Annotated in this window: 16 protein-coding genes; 11 read left to right on the plus strand and 5 right to left on the minus strand. The window is 32.8% G+C overall.

All coding sequences use genetic code 11. The features are described 5' to 3' along the window. Positions 1 to 9 precede the first annotated feature (9 nt). Positions 10 to 1,653, minus strand: a complete 1,644-nt coding sequence (locus OZP15_RS01555; RefSeq protein ID WP_281336820.1) for an alpha-L-fucosidase — start codon at positions 1,651 to 1,653, stop codon at positions 10 to 12. A 251-nt stretch (positions 1,654 to 1,904) separates the two neighbouring features. Here OZP15_RS01555 and OZP15_RS01560 point away from each other — a divergent pair, with 251 nt between their 5' ends. The 6 genes from OZP15_RS01560 (at position 1,905) to OZP15_RS01585 (ending at position 7,161) form a co-directional block, all read left to right on the plus strand. After that, on the plus strand, positions 1,905 to 2,789 hold the full coding sequence (locus tag OZP15_RS01560; protein WP_269226764.1) for a helix-turn-helix domain-containing protein: 885 nt from the start codon (positions 1,905 to 1,907) through the stop codon (positions 2,787 to 2,789). A 46-nt stretch (positions 2,790 to 2,835) separates the two neighbouring features. Further along, a complete protein-coding gene (locus OZP15_RS01565) occupies positions 2,836 to 3,912 on the plus strand; it encodes a sensor histidine kinase (RefSeq protein ID WP_281336821.1) in 1,077 nt (358 codons plus the stop codon). Beyond that, positions 3,909 to 4,598, plus strand: a complete 690-nt coding sequence (locus OZP15_RS01570) for a LytR/AlgR family response regulator transcription factor (protein ID WP_269226768.1) — start codon at positions 3,909 to 3,911, stop codon at positions 4,596 to 4,598. The genes OZP15_RS01565 and OZP15_RS01570 overlap by 4 nt, the downstream gene beginning before the upstream one ends. A 332-nt stretch (positions 4,599 to 4,930) precedes the next feature. Beyond that, positions 4,931 to 5,683: a dioxygenase family protein gene (locus OZP15_RS01575; protein ID WP_269226769.1), complete on the plus strand. Its 753-nt coding sequence runs from the start codon at positions 4,931 to 4,933 to the stop codon at positions 5,681 to 5,683. 89 nt (positions 5,684 to 5,772) lie between these two features. Next, positions 5,773 to 6,462 (plus strand): pirin family protein, encoded by a 690-nt coding sequence (locus OZP15_RS01580; protein ID WP_269226770.1) that lies wholly within the window; start codon positions 5,773 to 5,775, stop codon positions 6,460 to 6,462. Between the two features lie 198 nt (positions 6,463 to 6,660). Next, positions 6,661 to 7,161 (plus strand): hypothetical protein, encoded by a 501-nt coding sequence (locus tag OZP15_RS01585; RefSeq protein ID WP_281336822.1) that lies wholly within the window; start codon positions 6,661 to 6,663, stop codon positions 7,159 to 7,161. 118 nt (positions 7,162 to 7,279) lie between these two features. Here OZP15_RS01585 and OZP15_RS01590 read toward each other — a convergent pair whose 3' ends face one another. The 3 genes from OZP15_RS01590 to OZP15_RS01600 form a co-directional block, all read right to left on the minus strand. Beyond that, positions 7,280 to 7,948, minus strand: a complete 669-nt coding sequence (locus tag OZP15_RS01590; protein ID WP_269226772.1) for a hypothetical protein — start codon at positions 7,946 to 7,948, stop codon at positions 7,280 to 7,282. A gap of 165 nt (positions 7,949 to 8,113) precedes the next feature. Further along, complete coding sequence (locus tag OZP15_RS01595) at positions 8,114 to 8,461, minus strand: type II toxin-antitoxin system PemK/MazF family toxin (protein ID WP_269226773.1); 348 nt, start codon at positions 8,459 to 8,461, stop codon at positions 8,114 to 8,116. Further along, positions 8,451 to 8,681 carry a hypothetical protein gene (locus OZP15_RS01600; protein ID WP_281336823.1) on the minus strand — a complete coding sequence of 77 codons (231 nt, stop codon included), beginning with the start codon at positions 8,679 to 8,681 and terminating at the stop codon, positions 8,451 to 8,453. Before OZP15_RS01600 ends, OZP15_RS01595 begins: the two co-directional genes overlap by 11 nt. A 284-nt stretch (positions 8,682 to 8,965) precedes the next feature. Here OZP15_RS01600 and OZP15_RS01605 point away from each other — a divergent pair, with 284 nt between their 5' ends. The 5 genes from OZP15_RS01605 to OZP15_RS01625 all read left to right on the plus strand — a co-directional run bounded on the left by OZP15_RS01605 (position 8,966) and on the right by OZP15_RS01625 (position 14,591). Continuing rightward, on the plus strand, positions 8,966 to 10,153 hold the full coding sequence (locus OZP15_RS01605; protein WP_281336824.1) for a phosphoglycerate kinase: 1,188 nt from the start codon (positions 8,966 to 8,968) through the stop codon (positions 10,151 to 10,153). 110 nt (positions 10,154 to 10,263) lie between these two features. Further along, on the plus strand, positions 10,264 to 12,276 hold the full coding sequence (locus OZP15_RS01610; protein ID WP_281336825.1) for a LysM peptidoglycan-binding domain-containing protein: 2,013 nt from the start codon (positions 10,264 to 10,266) through the stop codon (positions 12,274 to 12,276). 209 nt (positions 12,277 to 12,485) lie between these two features. Then, positions 12,486 to 13,139 (plus strand): 3-keto-disaccharide hydrolase, encoded by a 654-nt coding sequence (locus OZP15_RS01615; protein ID WP_281336826.1) that lies wholly within the window; start codon positions 12,486 to 12,488, stop codon positions 13,137 to 13,139. A gap of 31 nt (positions 13,140 to 13,170) precedes the next feature. Beyond that, the gene (locus OZP15_RS01620) at positions 13,171 to 14,145 is read left to right on the plus strand and encodes a DUF4837 family protein (RefSeq protein WP_269226777.1); all 975 of its coding nucleotides are present in this window, start codon (positions 13,171 to 13,173) and stop codon (positions 14,143 to 14,145) included. After that, a complete protein-coding gene (locus tag OZP15_RS01625; RefSeq protein ID WP_269227850.1) occupies positions 14,145 to 14,591 on the plus strand; it encodes a GNAT family N-acetyltransferase in 447 nt (148 codons plus the stop codon). The genes OZP15_RS01620 and OZP15_RS01625 overlap by 1 nt, the downstream gene beginning before the upstream one ends. Positions 14,592 to 14,599: 8 nt before the next feature. Here the strand turns inward: OZP15_RS01625 and OZP15_RS01630 are convergent, their stop codons facing one another. Beyond that, positions 14,600 to 16,237 (minus strand): S41 family peptidase, encoded by a 1,638-nt coding sequence (locus tag OZP15_RS01630; protein WP_281336827.1) that lies wholly within the window; start codon positions 16,235 to 16,237, stop codon positions 14,600 to 14,602. Between the last annotated feature and the right edge of the window lie 239 nt (positions 16,238 to 16,476).

The raw sequence follows: 16,476 nt of genomic DNA on the forward strand, positions 1-16,476 counted from the left end.
GCTTAAAATTCAGATGATTTCCAAAGCATTAGCATAAGAAGCTTCAGGTTTTTGACTAGGAAAATACACTTCAAGCGAATCTGAATTTTGTTTGAATTTCAGTTTTTCACCAGTACTTACTAGTTTTATTTGTTTTATTTTTTCTGTGTGATGTGGATTCGATTTTCCTAAACTTTTAATAATGGCAATACCATTTTCTGGCCACCCCATAACCGTTGCATAAAGTTTGTTGTCTTTTTGTGCAAAACGAAAATCTTCGGATGTAAACGGTTTTCCTTTTCCTTCGTTAAAACCTTGAGCTGTTAAAGCTCCTGCACTTCCTAATTGTGGACCTTCACCAAATAGTTTCCAAGGGCGTGTACCATAAATACTTTTGCTGTTTAGTTTCATCCAAATTCCTATTTCTATAACAATTTGACGTTCCAATTCGTCGATGCTTCCGTCTCCTCGCACTGGAATATTGAGCATCAAATTTCCATTTTTACTGACCACATCTATCAGCGTATGAATCACTGTTTTGGCTGATTTGTATCTTTTTTTATCGTAAACTCCACGATCATAATGCCAGTTACCAAGACAAGTATCGGTTTGCCAAGGCAAAGGCTCGATTTCGTTACTTTGTCCTTTTTCGATGTCCCAAACGATAGCTTTTTTTTGCTGTTCATTTAAAATTTTACCTGTAATTACAGCCTGAACGGTTTTGTTTTTTTGAAGACTTTTATTATACATGTGCGCCGCAATACGCAAACCTGCATCACTAACAGGCCACAATGGTAAAGCTGTATCGTCAAAATAAATCATATCGGGATTGTATTTATCAATCAGATCAATTGTTCTGTCATGAAATTTTTCACAATAAGATGAAGTTGGTATTGAAGCTCCATCTGCCCAATCCCATTGGCTGTGTACAGATGACTTGTCCGAAGGTTTTGCACTTAACGGATGGTTTTGTGCATACAATTCTTGAGGGTCTAAACCTTCCCACCAAGTTCCTTTTCCATCCGCTTTAGTCAGTTTTCCGTCATAAGGAACTCCTGCCAATGCACCGTTTTTATCGGCACCTTGAGAAGTATCAAACCAATTCCAAGCGTGTGCAGCGTGAACACTTACTGCAAAAGGCAAACCTGCTTTGCGGGCTGCTTTTTCCCAACCCGCAATAATGTCTTTTTTGGGACCCATTTTGGTCGAGTTCCAATTGGGCTGGTATTTGCTATCATACAAATCCAAATTATCGTGATGGTTTGCCATTGCCATAAAATATTTGGCTCCAGAATCTTTGTATAAATTGACTAACTCTTCGGGATTCCAATTGTTGGCTTTCCAAACATTGATTACATCTTTAAAGCCAAATTTAGAAGGATGACCGTATTTTTCGATATGGTATTTGTATTGGCGAGAACCTTCCTCATACATTCCACGTCCATACCAATCGCCAGCTTCTGGTTCGCATTGTGGTCCCCAATGTGCCCACATTCCAAATTTAGCATCCCGAAACCAATCTGGTATTTGGTATTTTGCCAACGAATCCCAAGTGGGTTCAAAAGTTCCTTTGAAAGCAGGTGTATTAAGAATTTTGGATTGTCCTAATAATGGTGACAAATAAAGTCCAGCTAATGCTGATATGCCTAGTTTTAAAGCTTTTCTTCTTTCCATAATTTTTTATGATTTGGATAATTTATACATTTCCGTTTTTATCTTTATTTTTCACCATTCAATTCTTATATTGAAACAAGAGTCAAATTGTTTTTATGTTGTGTTTTTTGCTTATAAATAGGATTATTGTTTTTTTAATACCATAATTTTGAATAAATAAAAACAAATGTAACTTTGTTATAGTTTATGTGTTTTATTCAAAACCGATTTTTTATTACTCAAAACCGATTTTTTATTTTTTTAATCCCATTATGTCCAAAAGTACTTTCAAACATTCATTCTCTTTATTGCATATAGATTATGCGAAACTGAATCACAATTGGAATTTCGACAATGTGATTAGTCCATATTATCGACTGTATTATATTGATGAGGGAATGGGAACTATATCGAGCGGTTCGGATAAATTGATTTTAGAAGCTGGTTATTTATACTTAATTCCGAGTTTTACCATTTGTAATTTGAATTGCGAGACCTATTTGAGTCAATATTTCATTCAGTTTTTTGAGGAATCTCCCGATGGCATTTCGTTGTTTAATCAAAATAGAAATCCAATAAAATTAGCTGCAACCGAAACGGATATTGTTCTTATCAAACAAATGCTTCAGAACAATCCTGGAAGAGGAATTAATCGATCGGACAATCCGAAAGAGTACGAAAAAGAAGCCTATTACAAGGAATATCAATCCTTGAATAACGAACTCAAACCGCATCTGAAATTTGAAAATCAAGGTGTTCTATTGTTGCTGATTTCTAGATTTTTGAATGCTAAAAATTTCAAACAAAATACGCCTCAAAGTACGCCTTCAAAAATTTTGGACACGATGAGTTATGTGCAATTGCATTTGGACAAAAATTTAACTGTAGCGGAATTAGCTCAAAGGGTGAACCAAAATCAGGATTATTTTTCGAAACAATTTCTACTTCATACAGGGCAAAGACCTTTGAATTACATTCACGAAAAAAAGATAGAAAGAGCGCAATATCTTATTGCCACCACCAATAAGAGTTTTTTAGAAATTGCGTTGGATACCGGATTTTCAAATTTACCTCATTTTTCAAAAACATTCAAGCAAATAGTAAGTCTCACTCCAGGCGAATACCGCAATAAAAATGATTTCTACCTCAATAATTAGTCCTTTTGTAGCGAGAGTTTTAAATTTGATGAATTAAGTCAATCTTATGAAAAAAACAGTTTCTTTTTACGCCTTGCATTTGTCTATTGGTTTGGCTTTTATGCTATTGCCTTATTTGCTTACTAGTTCGGGAAGTGTTTTTAATTTGCCGGATCTATCCAATAATGGTCACGATAGGATTTACTTTTTTACGTATTTAATGTTGTTGATTTTCTTCTATTTCAACTATTATTATTTAATTCCTAAAATCTATTTTTCTAAAAAACGGGTTTTATACTTTTCGTTAATTTTCTTGTTTTTCTTGTTCTTTCTGTGGATTTCGGTCTATTTTGATAATCCCGAACGCAATTTTCTCGATTTTGGTCACGGAGCCCCTTTTAAAGATAATTTTCCGCCACCAAAAGGGAGATTTCCACCGCCCAATCATTCTAATTTTGAACCAATGAATGGTCCTCAAACGCAATACGGACATTCTTTATTGGTTTATTTGATAGGGGTTGTTACCAGTTTGTTGTTTGCGATTAACATTCGTTTGCAAAAAGTAGAAAAAGACAAAATGAAATCGGAATTGTCTTTTTTGAAAGCCCAAATCAATCCTCATTTTTTGTTCAATACCCTCAATAGTATTTATGCTTTGGCGATAAAAAAAGACGATAAAACCGCCGATGCCGTGGTGCAATTATCCGAATTGATGCGGTATATCATCACGAATGCCAATGATGACGTGATTGGATTAGAAAAAGAAATCAATTACATCAACAATTTTGTCGAACTTCAAAAAACCCGTTTGGGCAACACCGTTCAAATTGAATATACTGTAGAAGGAAATGCTCACGGCAAATGTATCACACCATTGATTTTGATTTCATTTATAGAAAATGCCTTCAAACACGGCGTCAATCCCAATCAGAATTCCGAAATAGTAATCAAAATCATAATTGTTAATGACTATTTGACTTTATTTGTTTCTAATTATAAAGTAGAAAATCTGCAATCAGACAGCGGCATCGGATTGCAAAATACCATTGAAAGATTATCACTTTTGTATCCAAATAATCACGTATTGACCATTGACGATAATCCGGAAAATTATATTGTAAACTTAACCATCAAAGTAGGATGATAAAAGCAATTGCACTTGACGATGAACCGCCAGCATTGGATGTTTTGCAAAGTTTTTGTGATAAAATTGACTATGTTGACCTGCAAAAAACATTCACAAAATCAGATGATGCTTTCAAGTATTTGAAAAAATATCCTGTAGATTTATTGTTTTTGGATATCAATATGCCGTCTATTTCTGGAATTGATTTTTATAAAAAATTGCCACATAAGACAATGGTTATTTTCACCACAGCTTATTCTGAATACGCTGTCGAAGGCTTTACTTTGAGTGCTACGGATTATTTATTGAAACCCTTTTCGTTTTCTCGTTTCGAACAAGCTGTCGAAAAAGCCTATTCGCATTGGAAAATTCAAAATCAAAATCCCGAACAACAATACCTTTTTATTCGTGCCGATTATAGTTTGATTAAAATCCCAATTGCCGATATTTTATTCATTGAAGGACTGGATGATTACTTGAAAATTCACATTCAAAATCAAAAAACCATTGTCGCCAGAATGACTTTAAAAGCCATTTTAGAAAAACTTCCTGCTTCTGAATTTGTTCGTGTGCATCGATCTTTTATTGTTCCAATTTCTAAAATAGAAAAAGTCCGAAACAAAATTATTTACATCAACGAAGAAGAAATTCCGGTTAGTGCGAGTTATGAAACTGCTTTTTTTGCGTTGTTGAATAAGGAGTAATTCTGGTTTTAAGCATCATTACTATATAGATTATTAAAACAGGTCGCTCCTACGGAGCTTGTCTTGTTTGTTTAATTATTGCTACAAACAGCAAGTCCCGATGGGACTTTAAATAACTCCGCTAGGAGTTGGCTGTTTGTAGTTGTTTATAAAAATATTTTTTTTAGCTCCATAGGAGCGACCTGTTTTATGATCGAAAACATTGTTAAAAAACTACAAATACAATCTATTTTTTATCATTTTACCGCACAAAAACATTCCATTACCTCATAAATTTTATTCTTTTTAAGGGTTTGAATACTTTTATCACTGTAACCTTAAAATAGACCATTATGGAAAGAAAAGAGTTTTTAAGAGGATTGGGTTTAGCAGGATTAGGCGCTTTGACTATTCCTGTAATCAAAGCCTGTAGCAGCGATGACAATAGTTCTTCATCTGCAGCAACAGATACTACTCCAGCCACCAATACAGGCGGTTCGACTTCTACGACTTGTACCGTTACTTCAACTGAAACCGCTGGTCCGTTTCCTACCAAATCGCCTTCGTCATTAGTGACAGCTAATATTGTTAGTGACAGGACAGGAGTGGCATTTACAATCAATATTACCATCAAAAACACCAATGCAAGTTGCGCTGTTTTGGCTGGAGCCATTGTCGATATTTGGCATTGCGACAAAGACGGTTATTATTCTGAATATGGAGGAACTGGAATGCAATCTGTCGATTTTACCACGGTTCATTTCTTGAGAGGAAGACAGACTACGAATGCTAACGGTAAAGTAAGTTTTACGTCTATTTTTCCAGGTTGGTACAGCGGAAGAGCCACACACATTCACGTGCATATTTATAACGCTTCGGGAAAATCTTTATTGGTCACTCAAATTGCTTTTCCAGAAGGTTCCGGAAGTGCTGTGGCATTGGTTAACGCATCAACAGCCAATGGCTATACCAAAGGATTGTCGGGTTACACTTATAACGCTTCTGACAATGTGTTTTCAGATGGAGTTTCGAATGAAATGTCCACCGTAACCGGAAGTGTTGCTACCGGTTTTGTGTTGGAACATACCATAAATGTTGCGGGATAATTTTTTGAATTAGTAAAAAAAATAATTCCAAAACCTGTAAGATCGTCCAGTTTTGCATGTTTGTTTTTTAATTTCAAAAGCCATTTTTTATGATACAACAACATCTTGTTCAAATATATAAAGCTGATTTTAGAGGAGAAAATAGTTCTAAAAATTCCCAATGTTTATCGACATTTAATTTTCAAAATTATCAGGACGATTCCAGAAAACCGTATGGTTCTTTGCAGTTTTTGAATGAAGAAATATTGGCACCAAAACAAAAGCGAACCAATATTATCGCATCGGATAAAGATATTTTTATTTTGCCAATTTTTGGCGGAATAGAATACAAGGATAATTTAGGAAATCAGGAATTTATTCGAGTAGAACAAATTCAGCATATTATTGCTCAAAAAGGAATGTCGTTTGAACTTTCGAATCCTTTTGAAGAAGATAATGTAAGTTATCTGCAAATGGGTTTTGACTTCAAAAATCGAGGTTTTCAAAGTAATTTCAAACCATTTGATTTTGGTTTAAATCAAAAAAATGAATTGATTCCGCTATTCGAAGTCGAAAAAACTTTGGGTTTTATCGGAATTTACGAAGGCAGAAAAGAAGGTTTTTACAAACTGAAAGAGGCTTCAAACGGAATTTTTGTTTTTGTAATCAACGGTGCTTTTGAAGTCGAAAACCGATTGTTAGAATCCAAAGACGGATTGAGTTTGCAACAAATTGAGGCAATCGAATGGGAAGCATTATCCGAAAATGCCATTCTTTTAGTTTTGGAAATTCCGTTGTAATCCGTCACTTCGAGTGATTTAGAATAGTAAAGCTATCGCATTACTATTCTAAATTGTATCGAGAAGTTTTTGATTTGGATGGTTCTCGATACAATTTTTAAAGCAGGACGTTATTTCTATTTCAGTATCATTTTTCAAGCTTTAAAAATCACTCGAACTGACGGTAAAATAAAAATTAAAAAGGTAAAAATAAAGCTTATGAACAAACCAAAAATCAGATTAGCCTACCGATTAGTGATTGATAGCAAGTCAACATTCACTTGGGATAAATATGTTTTTGAAGATACCTTTCAAGAATATTTGATGCAAAGCCAGCAATTCAATACCAAAGAAAATCCGAAAAACACTTTTAGAGAATTATTGTCCGAGAACGAAAAAGCAGCTCAATTGCATTATTTGGTTGGCATTGCTGCTAATAGTTATGTAGAACAGCTCAAAGGGCATTTTCACCGTGTTGCGGATGTTTTAGGGAATCAGTATTTTCCGTTTGTCAATTATCAATTGGATATTATCAATACTGACGTTACCTATATTTCAAAACACAAAATCGGAATTACTTTTTATTCTCCCTTGCTGACTTATTTTGGAATTATTGAAAATCATTATTTAGTCTCAAAAACCACCGATGAGGTCAATGGTTTTGAAACGATTATGTTTCCTGTTCAGCGGAATTTGGGAATTTGTTATTATGAGGGGTGATATGGTTTGCGTTAAGCAGATGCTAATTCAAATATCTAAATTTTGTCTTCGATAAATTAATATTCTATTTTATGAAATTTAATAATCTATTGAACAGTCTGTTGGTTAAAATTAATTTTTATGATTTACTTTGTTTTATACTGTGAGCAATTCCAGAAATATAATAAAAAACAATCATTATACTCAACCACGTTGATAACCAAAAACACAATTTTCCAGTTAAATTATTATAATAATTATTATGCAACTCAATCAACATTTGGATTAATATGTAATAAGGCGAAAGACCAATTAAAATTAATGGAATAAATAACAGAAAATTAAATATTACTTCAATTAAATTAGTATTCTCGTTCATCGTTATCAAGTTTGCTAAAGAATTTGATAGATTAAAAGGATTAATCATTTTTATAATAAAAATTTTTGTGTCTTCACTTTGTGTTTTTTTTGCGAATCTTTCTTTTGATATTAAATCTATTATTTTTGTCGTCTCTAATTTTTGTAATGTGATAGATGTCAGAAAATAAATAATTGTAGCAAATATTACTGGTAAAATTTTTAGTAGCTCGGTGTTTTCCGAAATTGAGATTACGCCGAAATTGATTTCATAAGATTTTAAATTGTTAGAAAAGTAATAAATGAATATAATTATAACTTCCCATAATAGTAATTTTTCTTCTTTAGAACTCAAACTTATTAGTTTTTCATAAAGTTTATCGTAAAACTCTTTTATAGAATTTTCATCATTACTATTGATGAAATCTTGAATTTTGTTATCATAACTCATCTTTTAATTTGGTTTATTTTTAAGTGTTTATAAGATCCCCAATGTTGTCCAAATTGCTTCATTGAGCTATTATTTTATTTGATTAGCTATTTAATCATTATTTCTAGATACCATAAACTAACCAATGATGAATTTATCCTGATTCAATTAGTACATCCATTTTAATCAATCCAAATCCATAATTATAGATAAATTTTCTTTAATTTTTTCTATGAAATCTATTGGTAATATTCCCACTTTTTTAATTAATCTTTTGTTGTCAATGGCTCTAATTTGATCCATCATAATATCACAATTCTCGTGTAGATTTGCCATTCCTTTTTTCAAATGAACTCGTAAAATATCCGAATCATTTTGAACATTGGTAGTTATCGGGCAAACAATCGTTGATGGATGTGGAATTTTATTCAATAAATTAGTTTGAACAACTAAAACTGGTCTGGTTTTCCCCGCTTCGGTTCCTATTTGTGGATTCAAGTCAGCTATCCAAATTTCATATTGATTAATCTGCATAGTCTATTTTTTCAAAATCCTTTAAAATATTCATAGACTCTTTTTGAACTAATTCAGATTCTGCTTTAAGCCTTTTCTCCAAAATTTGTCTTTTTTGGACCTTGTTGTAATATTCAATTGCTTCATTAATATATCTATTTCTAGGAATACTTATTCTCGAAAGGATTTTTTCAGTTTCTCCAAATATGGAATCATCTATTTTTAACGATACTGTTTTCATGTATTTTTATTTAATATCACAAAGGTATGTCTTTTTTGTATATCAAAAGTAGTTTTTAATTTAATTTAATTTTGATTCAATATCTGTACAATTTTAATTTTACCATCCTGTTTAATTAAAAATACAAATACATTTTTTTTGAAGTAAGTTTATGAAAATTGATATTTGATCAAATTACAACGTTTTCGCCAGCGAATTGTCTTAATTTTAGAACTATTCTTATTTTTTAGTTCCTGAAAAGTTCTATATTTGTTTTTCTTTCAAAAAAACTAAAAAAAACTTCAATGAAAACTATAAACGATTTCGATTTCAAAAACAAAAGAGCCATAATCCGTGTTGATTTTAATGTACCTTTAGATGAAAATTTTAATGTAACAGATACGACACGTATTGATGCTGCTAAACCTACAATAGATAAAATCCTTGCCGATGGGGGAAGTGTAATTTTGATGTCACATTTAGGACGTCCAAAAGGATCTGAAGAAAAGTATTCATTGAAACACATCTTGAAAACGGCTTCAGAAATTCTTGGCGTTTCGGTAAAATTTGCTACAAACTGTGTTGGCGAAGAAGCAAAAATAGCTTCGAACGATTTAAAACCTGGCGAAGTTTTGTTATTAGAAAATTTACGTTTTCATGCAGAAGAAGAAAAAGGAGATGTCGCATTTGCCAAAGAATTAGCTTCTCTTGGAGATATTTATGTAAACGATGCTTTTGGAACGGCTCACAGAGCACACGCTTCAACAACAATCATTGCACAATTTTTTCCAACTCAAAAATGTTTTGGATTATTATTAGCAAAAGAAATCGAAAGTTTAAACAAGGTTTTGAAAGATTCTGAAAAACCAGTTTTAGCCGTTCTTGGCGGTTCTAAAGTGTCTTCTAAAATTACAGTTATCGAAAACATTTTAGACAAAGTAGATCACATGATTATTGGTGGTGGAATGACTTTCACTTTCGTAAAAGCGTTGGGTGGAAAAGTTGGTGAGTCTATTTGTGAGGACGACAAACAAGAATTAGCTCTTGAAATTTTGAGATTGGCTAAAGAAAAAGGAGTTCAAATTCACATTCCTGTTGATGTTGTTGCTGCAGATGATTTTTCTAATACAGCTAACACTCAAATCGTAGATGTTCGTGAAATTCCTGATGGATGGCAAGGTTTGGATGCAGGTCCGAAATCTTTGGAGAACTTCAAAAAAGTAATTTTAGAATCAAAAACTATTCTTTGGAATGGTCCTTTGGGAGTTTTTGAAATGGAAACTTTTGCTAACGGAACTATCGAATTAGGTAACTTTATTGCCGAAGCAACTGCAAACGGTGCTTTCTCTCTTGTGGGTGGTGGTGACTCTGTTGCAGCAGTAAAACAATTTGGTTTTGAGGATAAAGTAAGTTATGTTTCGACTGGAGGAGGAGCAATGTTAGAGATGCTAGAAGGTAGGATTTTACCTGGAATCGCAGCCATTTTAGACTAAAAAATCCACTTTTAACAATATTTAGTGAAATTTTTAGTTATTACGTATTAAGTTTGCAACCGACCCTCTGTTTGTAATCATTTGTATAATAGTACGTTGATAAAAAAAGTATGAGTATAAAAAAAATTTCCATATCGGTTTTTCTATTATTGTCAATTTCTTTGTTTTCGCAGAAATCTTATGAAAACAAAGGAATTGTCAAAATGGAAACCAATCGTTCCTATTTAGATTCCATTAAAAATACATTTGTAAAAGATGATCTCGCAGCCTGTGTTGATAGTCTTTGGATGAAGGAATTAACCAATTTAGACATTTTCGAAGATATATCAAATGATATAAAAAACGTAAATACCGACCAAAAAGTCGATTATGAATTGCCAACAGACTTGTTAAAACAACGATTGACAGAAATGGATTCTAAATCGCCATTTAATATCGAATACAATCCAGGTCTGGAAAATATTATCAAGTCATTTCTTAAAAACAGAAAGAAATCTTTTGAACGCTTGATGGCCATTTCTGAATATTATTTTCCTCTTTTTGAAGAAGCGCTGGCTAAAAAAAATGTCCCTCTTGAAATAAAATATTTAGCCGTTGTAGAATCAGCTTTGAATCCTAAAGCAGTCTCTAGAATGGGAGCCACAGGACTTTGGCAGTTTATGTACCATACCGGAAAACAATACAATCTAAATATTGATTCTTATGTAGATGAACGAAGCGATCCGCTAAAAGCCAGTGAAGCTGCAGCTCAATACATGAGTAATATGTATGCTATTTTTGGCGATTGGGATTTGGTTTTAGCTTCTTATAATTCAGGTCCAGGAAATGTTTCCAAAGCGATTCGTCGTTCAGGTGGACAACAAAATTTCTGGAATATCAAAAAACATTTGCCACAAGAAACTCAAGGTTATGTACCCGCTTTTCTAGCCACAATGTACATCTACGAATACCACAAAGAACACGGAATAAAACCTACCAGAGCAGCTATTCCGCATTTTGCTACTGATACTATTTTGATTAAAAGAGAAATGTCGTTCAAACAAATTTCAGATTTATTGGATGTTCCCGTTGCACAATTGCAGTTATTGAATCCGTCTTATAAAATGAATGTGGTTCCTTTTTATCAAGATCAACCTCACTACTTACGATTACCTGCGGCAAAAATAGCAGTCTTTGCTTCTAATGAAGACAAGATTTATGGATATGCGCAGCGTGAATCTGACATGCGTGAAAAACCATTTCAGGTTAATAAAGCAATCGTAGTAAAGGATTCTTCAAATTATATCCAACAAAAAATCACGTTGCCGAACACCAAATATTACACTGTTCAACGAGGTGATAATTTAGGGCAAATTGCTGATAAATATAATGTAAGCATAGCCGATATTAAAAAATGGAACAGTTTAAAGTCTAGTACAGTAGCTAGTGGCAAACGTTTGAAAATAATTGCTAACGAAATTGATGTTCAAGCCAATAAAAATGAGGCAATTGTAGCTAATGATACCAAAATTAGTAAAGAAGACAAATCCAAAAAAATTGTAAAAGCAGATACATTATCAACTACAGCAGCTACTTATTATGTAGTTCAAAAAGGAGACAATTTGAGCGCTATTGCCAAGAAATATGATGTTACTGTAGCGGAATTAAAAGAATGGAATAATCTTGCTACTGCGGGAATCCAATTGGGTGCTTCGTTACAAGTTGCCAAAAATGAGGTGATTGAGAAACAAGAAGTAGCCGTTGCTCCAAAGATGGAAAACGTAGAATACATTGTTAAAAAAGGAGATAATTTGGGAACTATTTCCAAAAAATACGGTAGTTCTATAGAAGATTTAAAAGAGTGGAATAATTTAGAAAGCAACAATATTGCGTTAGGAAAAAGTTTGATTGTTGCCAAAAGCGAAATCAAAGAAGAAACTAAACCTGCCGAAACATTTAAAAGAAGCAATAATTTAGCTTCGACTTCCAAAAAGAATGCTTCGGATTATTATGTTCAAAAAGGCGATTCATTGTACAGCATTTCCAAAAAATATCCTGGTGTAACTATTGCCGATATTAAAAAATGGAACAACATCAGCTCCGAAGAATTGAAACCAGGCATGAAATTGAAAATCAACGGATAGTTAGCAATTTTAGATTTCTGATTTTAAATTAAAAATAAAACCATTAAGCGAATTAAGAAAATTAAGAACAGACTAATCTTAATTTTCTTAATTCGCTTAATGGTTTAAAAAATACAGACTTGTCGTAATTAGAGTTTAGCTAATTGTATCAATTTTTCGTGTAAATTTGCTTTGTTCTTAACTAGTTCGTTTTAAATAAAATCACACCAATGTTCAAAAAAATAACCACTGTTTTTGTTTTCGCTTTACTTTTAAATTCTTGTGCTGTTCAACAAAATAGTATTGCTACAAACGATTGGTATGCATTTACTAAAACCAGTACTGAAAGACAAGAACCTGCCAAAATATATGAGTTTACCGATGGAATGATTCGAATGCACGGTGAAAATATAGGTTATTTGATGACCAAAAAAAGCTATAAAAATTTCGAGTTGAGTTTGGACTTCCGATGGAATATTGAAGAAAAATACAATAGAAAAGGCAAAAAAAATAGCGGTGTAATGTACAACATTCCAGTAGATTCGCCTGATAACATTTGGCCAAAAGGAATTCAATTTCAAATAAAAGAAAACACTACTGGCGATTTTATCTTTTTAGACAAAACTACTGCTGTAATAAACGGAAAAATAATAGAGGCAGGCGCAAGTGTTACTTCGGCAAAATTTATCGAAAATGAGAAGCCTTATGGCGAATGGAATTCTATTGTGATTAAATCTTTCAACGGTAAAATCACACAATATTTGAATGGAAAATTGGTCAACGAAGGAACAGAATCTTCTACTGTAGAAGGAAAAATTTCTTTGAATTATGAAGGTTCGCCAATTGATTTTAGAAATATTATTTTAAAAAACATTCAGAAATAAAAATTGGTATAACATTTTAGCCATTCAATTAATGAATAAATACCTTTTATTAGCACTCTCCCTTTTCACACTTTTGTTTTTTTCTTGTAAAAAGCAGGAGAATTTGCCACGAAAAGCAACGGGCAAAATCAATACAATTTCGGTTATTATTGATGATCAATTGTGGAATGGCGAAGTAGGGGATCGCATTCGAAATAAGTTTGCATCGCCCGTTATTGGATTGCCACAAGAAGAACCACTTTTTACCATCAATCAATATCCAGCCAAATTGATGGAAGGATTTATGACCGATAATCGTACGATAATCGTGGTCAAAAAAGAAAATAAAACAGCATTCGAAATCAAGAAAAATCAATATGCCGAACCGCAAAATGTATTTCATATTTCTGGAAAAACCATCACCGAAATTTTAGATATTATTGAAAAAAATACACCTAAAATCATCAAGATTATAAAAGAAACTGAAATTGCTGAAAGCCAAAGAATTCACAGTAAATCTTTGATTCAAACTGTTCTAATTAAGAATAAATTTCAGATTACATTAAATATTCCTACTGGTTATTCTTATGCGTTTCAAAGTAAAAATTTTATTTGGTTGAAAAAAGAAATCATCAGCGGTAATACCAATCTTTTGATTTATCAGGTGCCAATAACGGCTATCAAAAAGGATGCTGATGCTATTATGAATATTATCAAAATGCGAGATTCTATTGGCAATTTATTCATTAGAGGAACCGAATTAGACACTCAAATGATTACCGAAGAAGGCTATTCTCCTTATTTTTCGGAAACCAAAATCAATGATATTAACGCATTCGAAACCAAAGGAACTTGGGAGCTTAAAAATGATTTTATGTCAGGACCTTTTGTGAATTATGCCATTGTAGATGAAGCGCACAACAGAATTCTGGTTTTGGAGGGATTTTGTTATTCGCCTTCAAAAGAAAAAAGGGATTTGATGCACGAGTTAGAATCTATTATTAAATCAATTGTTATTTTGAAATGATGGAATTGCAATGGAAAATAAAGTCTTTTGAAACACTTTCGGTCAATGAACTTTACGCGATTTTAAAGTTAAGAAGCGAGATATTTGTAGTGGAACAAAACTGTGTTTACCTAGATATTGATGGAAAAGACCAACTAGCTTTGCATCTTTTCGGTGAATTCGAAGGCAAAATCGTAGCCTATTCCAGACTTTTCAAGCCCGGAATTACTTTCGATAACGCATCTATTGGAAGAGTAGTGGTTGATGCTAATTATCGAGACAGAAAATGGGGACATGACTTAATGCAAGAATCTATTGCTGGAATTCAGTCGCAATTTGGTGAAAGCAAAATCACCATTGGAGCGCAATTATACCTCAAAAAATTCTACGAAAGCCACGGATTTGTTCAAACTAGTGAAATGTATCTAGAAGATGATATTCCGCATATTGAGATGGAAAGAAGATAATAATCTAATTACATCTTCAAAATACTTTTATACTCCACATTATTATTCAAAACGCTTACTGCTTTCTTAATTTCGGCGTTGTTTTTTAGGTAATATTGGTACAATCCTTCTTGGTATTGATAGCGTTTGATAATTTCATCTAGGATTAAATTCTTAATTTCTTTCTGGCTTTTATCCAATAATTTCTCTTCACTTTTTTGCAATGCAGTCAGTAATTGTTGGTATTCTACGCTAATACTTTCATCTACTTTTTCTTTTTTGGCTACAGCCAAAGTATTTTTTAGAGCCAGTTCTGTTTCGGTATCAAAAGAGAATTTCTGAACTTTTAGATAATTTTTAAAATCAAGAAAATCGGCATCTGTAAAGGTTGGAATTTTATCGCCAAGATTCGGATTTTTATAATAATAAGCCGTTGCATAATTGAAAATTCCATCATTTTTCTCTAAAGCTTCGGTTATCGGACTCAATTTAGTTTCCTCCATTTCAATGTCGGGTTGAATTCCTCCACCATCATAAACCGTTCTTCCTTTTCGGGTTTTGAAAGCATTGTAATTCTTGGCTTCGGTTTTTTTAGCCACACCATTTTTATCTTTTTGCGAATAATCCAAAGCCTGAATACATCTTCCAGAAGGCGTGTAATAACGAGAAATAGTTACTTTTAACTGTGTTCCATACGTTAAATCGACAGGTCTTTGAACTAATCCTTTTCCAAAACTTCGGCTTCCAATAACCACGGCACGATCCAAATCCTGCAAAGCTCCCGAGACAATTTCCGATGCCGAAGCACTTTTTCCATCTACCAAAATAGCCAATGGGATTTCAGTATCTACAGGTTCTTTAGAGGTTTTATAAGTGTTGTTGTGTTTTTCTATTTTCGATTTTGTGGTAACGATAATTTCATTTTTCGGAACAAATAAATTACAGATATTTACTGCTTCGTTCAAAAGTCCACCCGGATTTCCCCTTAAATCAAGAACAATTCTTTCGGCACCCTCTTTTTTTAATTGTTCCAATGCTTGTTTGGTTTCGAAAGAAGCTTTTTGGTTGAATTTTGCCAAAACGATATAACCGGTTTTGTCGTCTATTTTTCTGTAAAATGGAACGGATTTGATTTCTATTTCGTCAAGGGTAATTTGTGCGGTATTGGTTTTGCCTTGTCGAATGTATTTGACTTCGATTTTAGTGTTTTTGGCACCTCTGAAAAGTTGTGAAGCATCATCTTTGAAATCAGACAAAAGAACATCACCAATTTGAATAATTTCATCTCCTGCTTTAAGACCTGCTTTGTCGGCGGGAAAATTTTTATAGGGTTCACGAATGATTATTTTATCCTCTTTTCGAGTAATTATGGCTCCAATTCCAGTGTATTCTCCCGTATTATTGATTTTAAATTTTACAACATCCTGCTCGTTGAAATAGACCGTGTACGGATCAAGACTCGTCAACATTCCCTTGATGGCTTTGTCCATTAAATCACCCGGATTGGTTTCGTCCACATAATTCTTGTTCAATTCTTTGAAAAGGGTGGTGAAAATTTCTACTTGCTTGGCAACTTCAAAAAAATCGTCTTTGAAACTAACGCCTACAAACAAAAATGCCGAAGCTACAACAGGAAGTATGAATTTTTTTTTAGGGAAAGGAATCATAATTGTGGGCTAAATTTTAGACCACTAAAATAGGAATTAATAACTAATAAAATACAAAATCGATTATTCCTCACGGAATTCACATTTAAAAAAGGTGGCCACGAATTACACAAATAAACACGAATTATAATCCGTTTTAATTACACGAATTATAAAAATAATTTGAATTCGTGAAATTCGATTTTAATTTTGATAAAATTAGTGACAATTGGTGTAATTCGTGGCTAACTTTTTTGGGC

Source organism: Flavobacterium eburneipallidum, assembly GCF_027111355.2.
Lineage (GTDB): Bacteria > Bacteroidota > Bacteroidia > Flavobacteriales > Flavobacteriaceae > Flavobacterium > Flavobacterium eburneipallidum.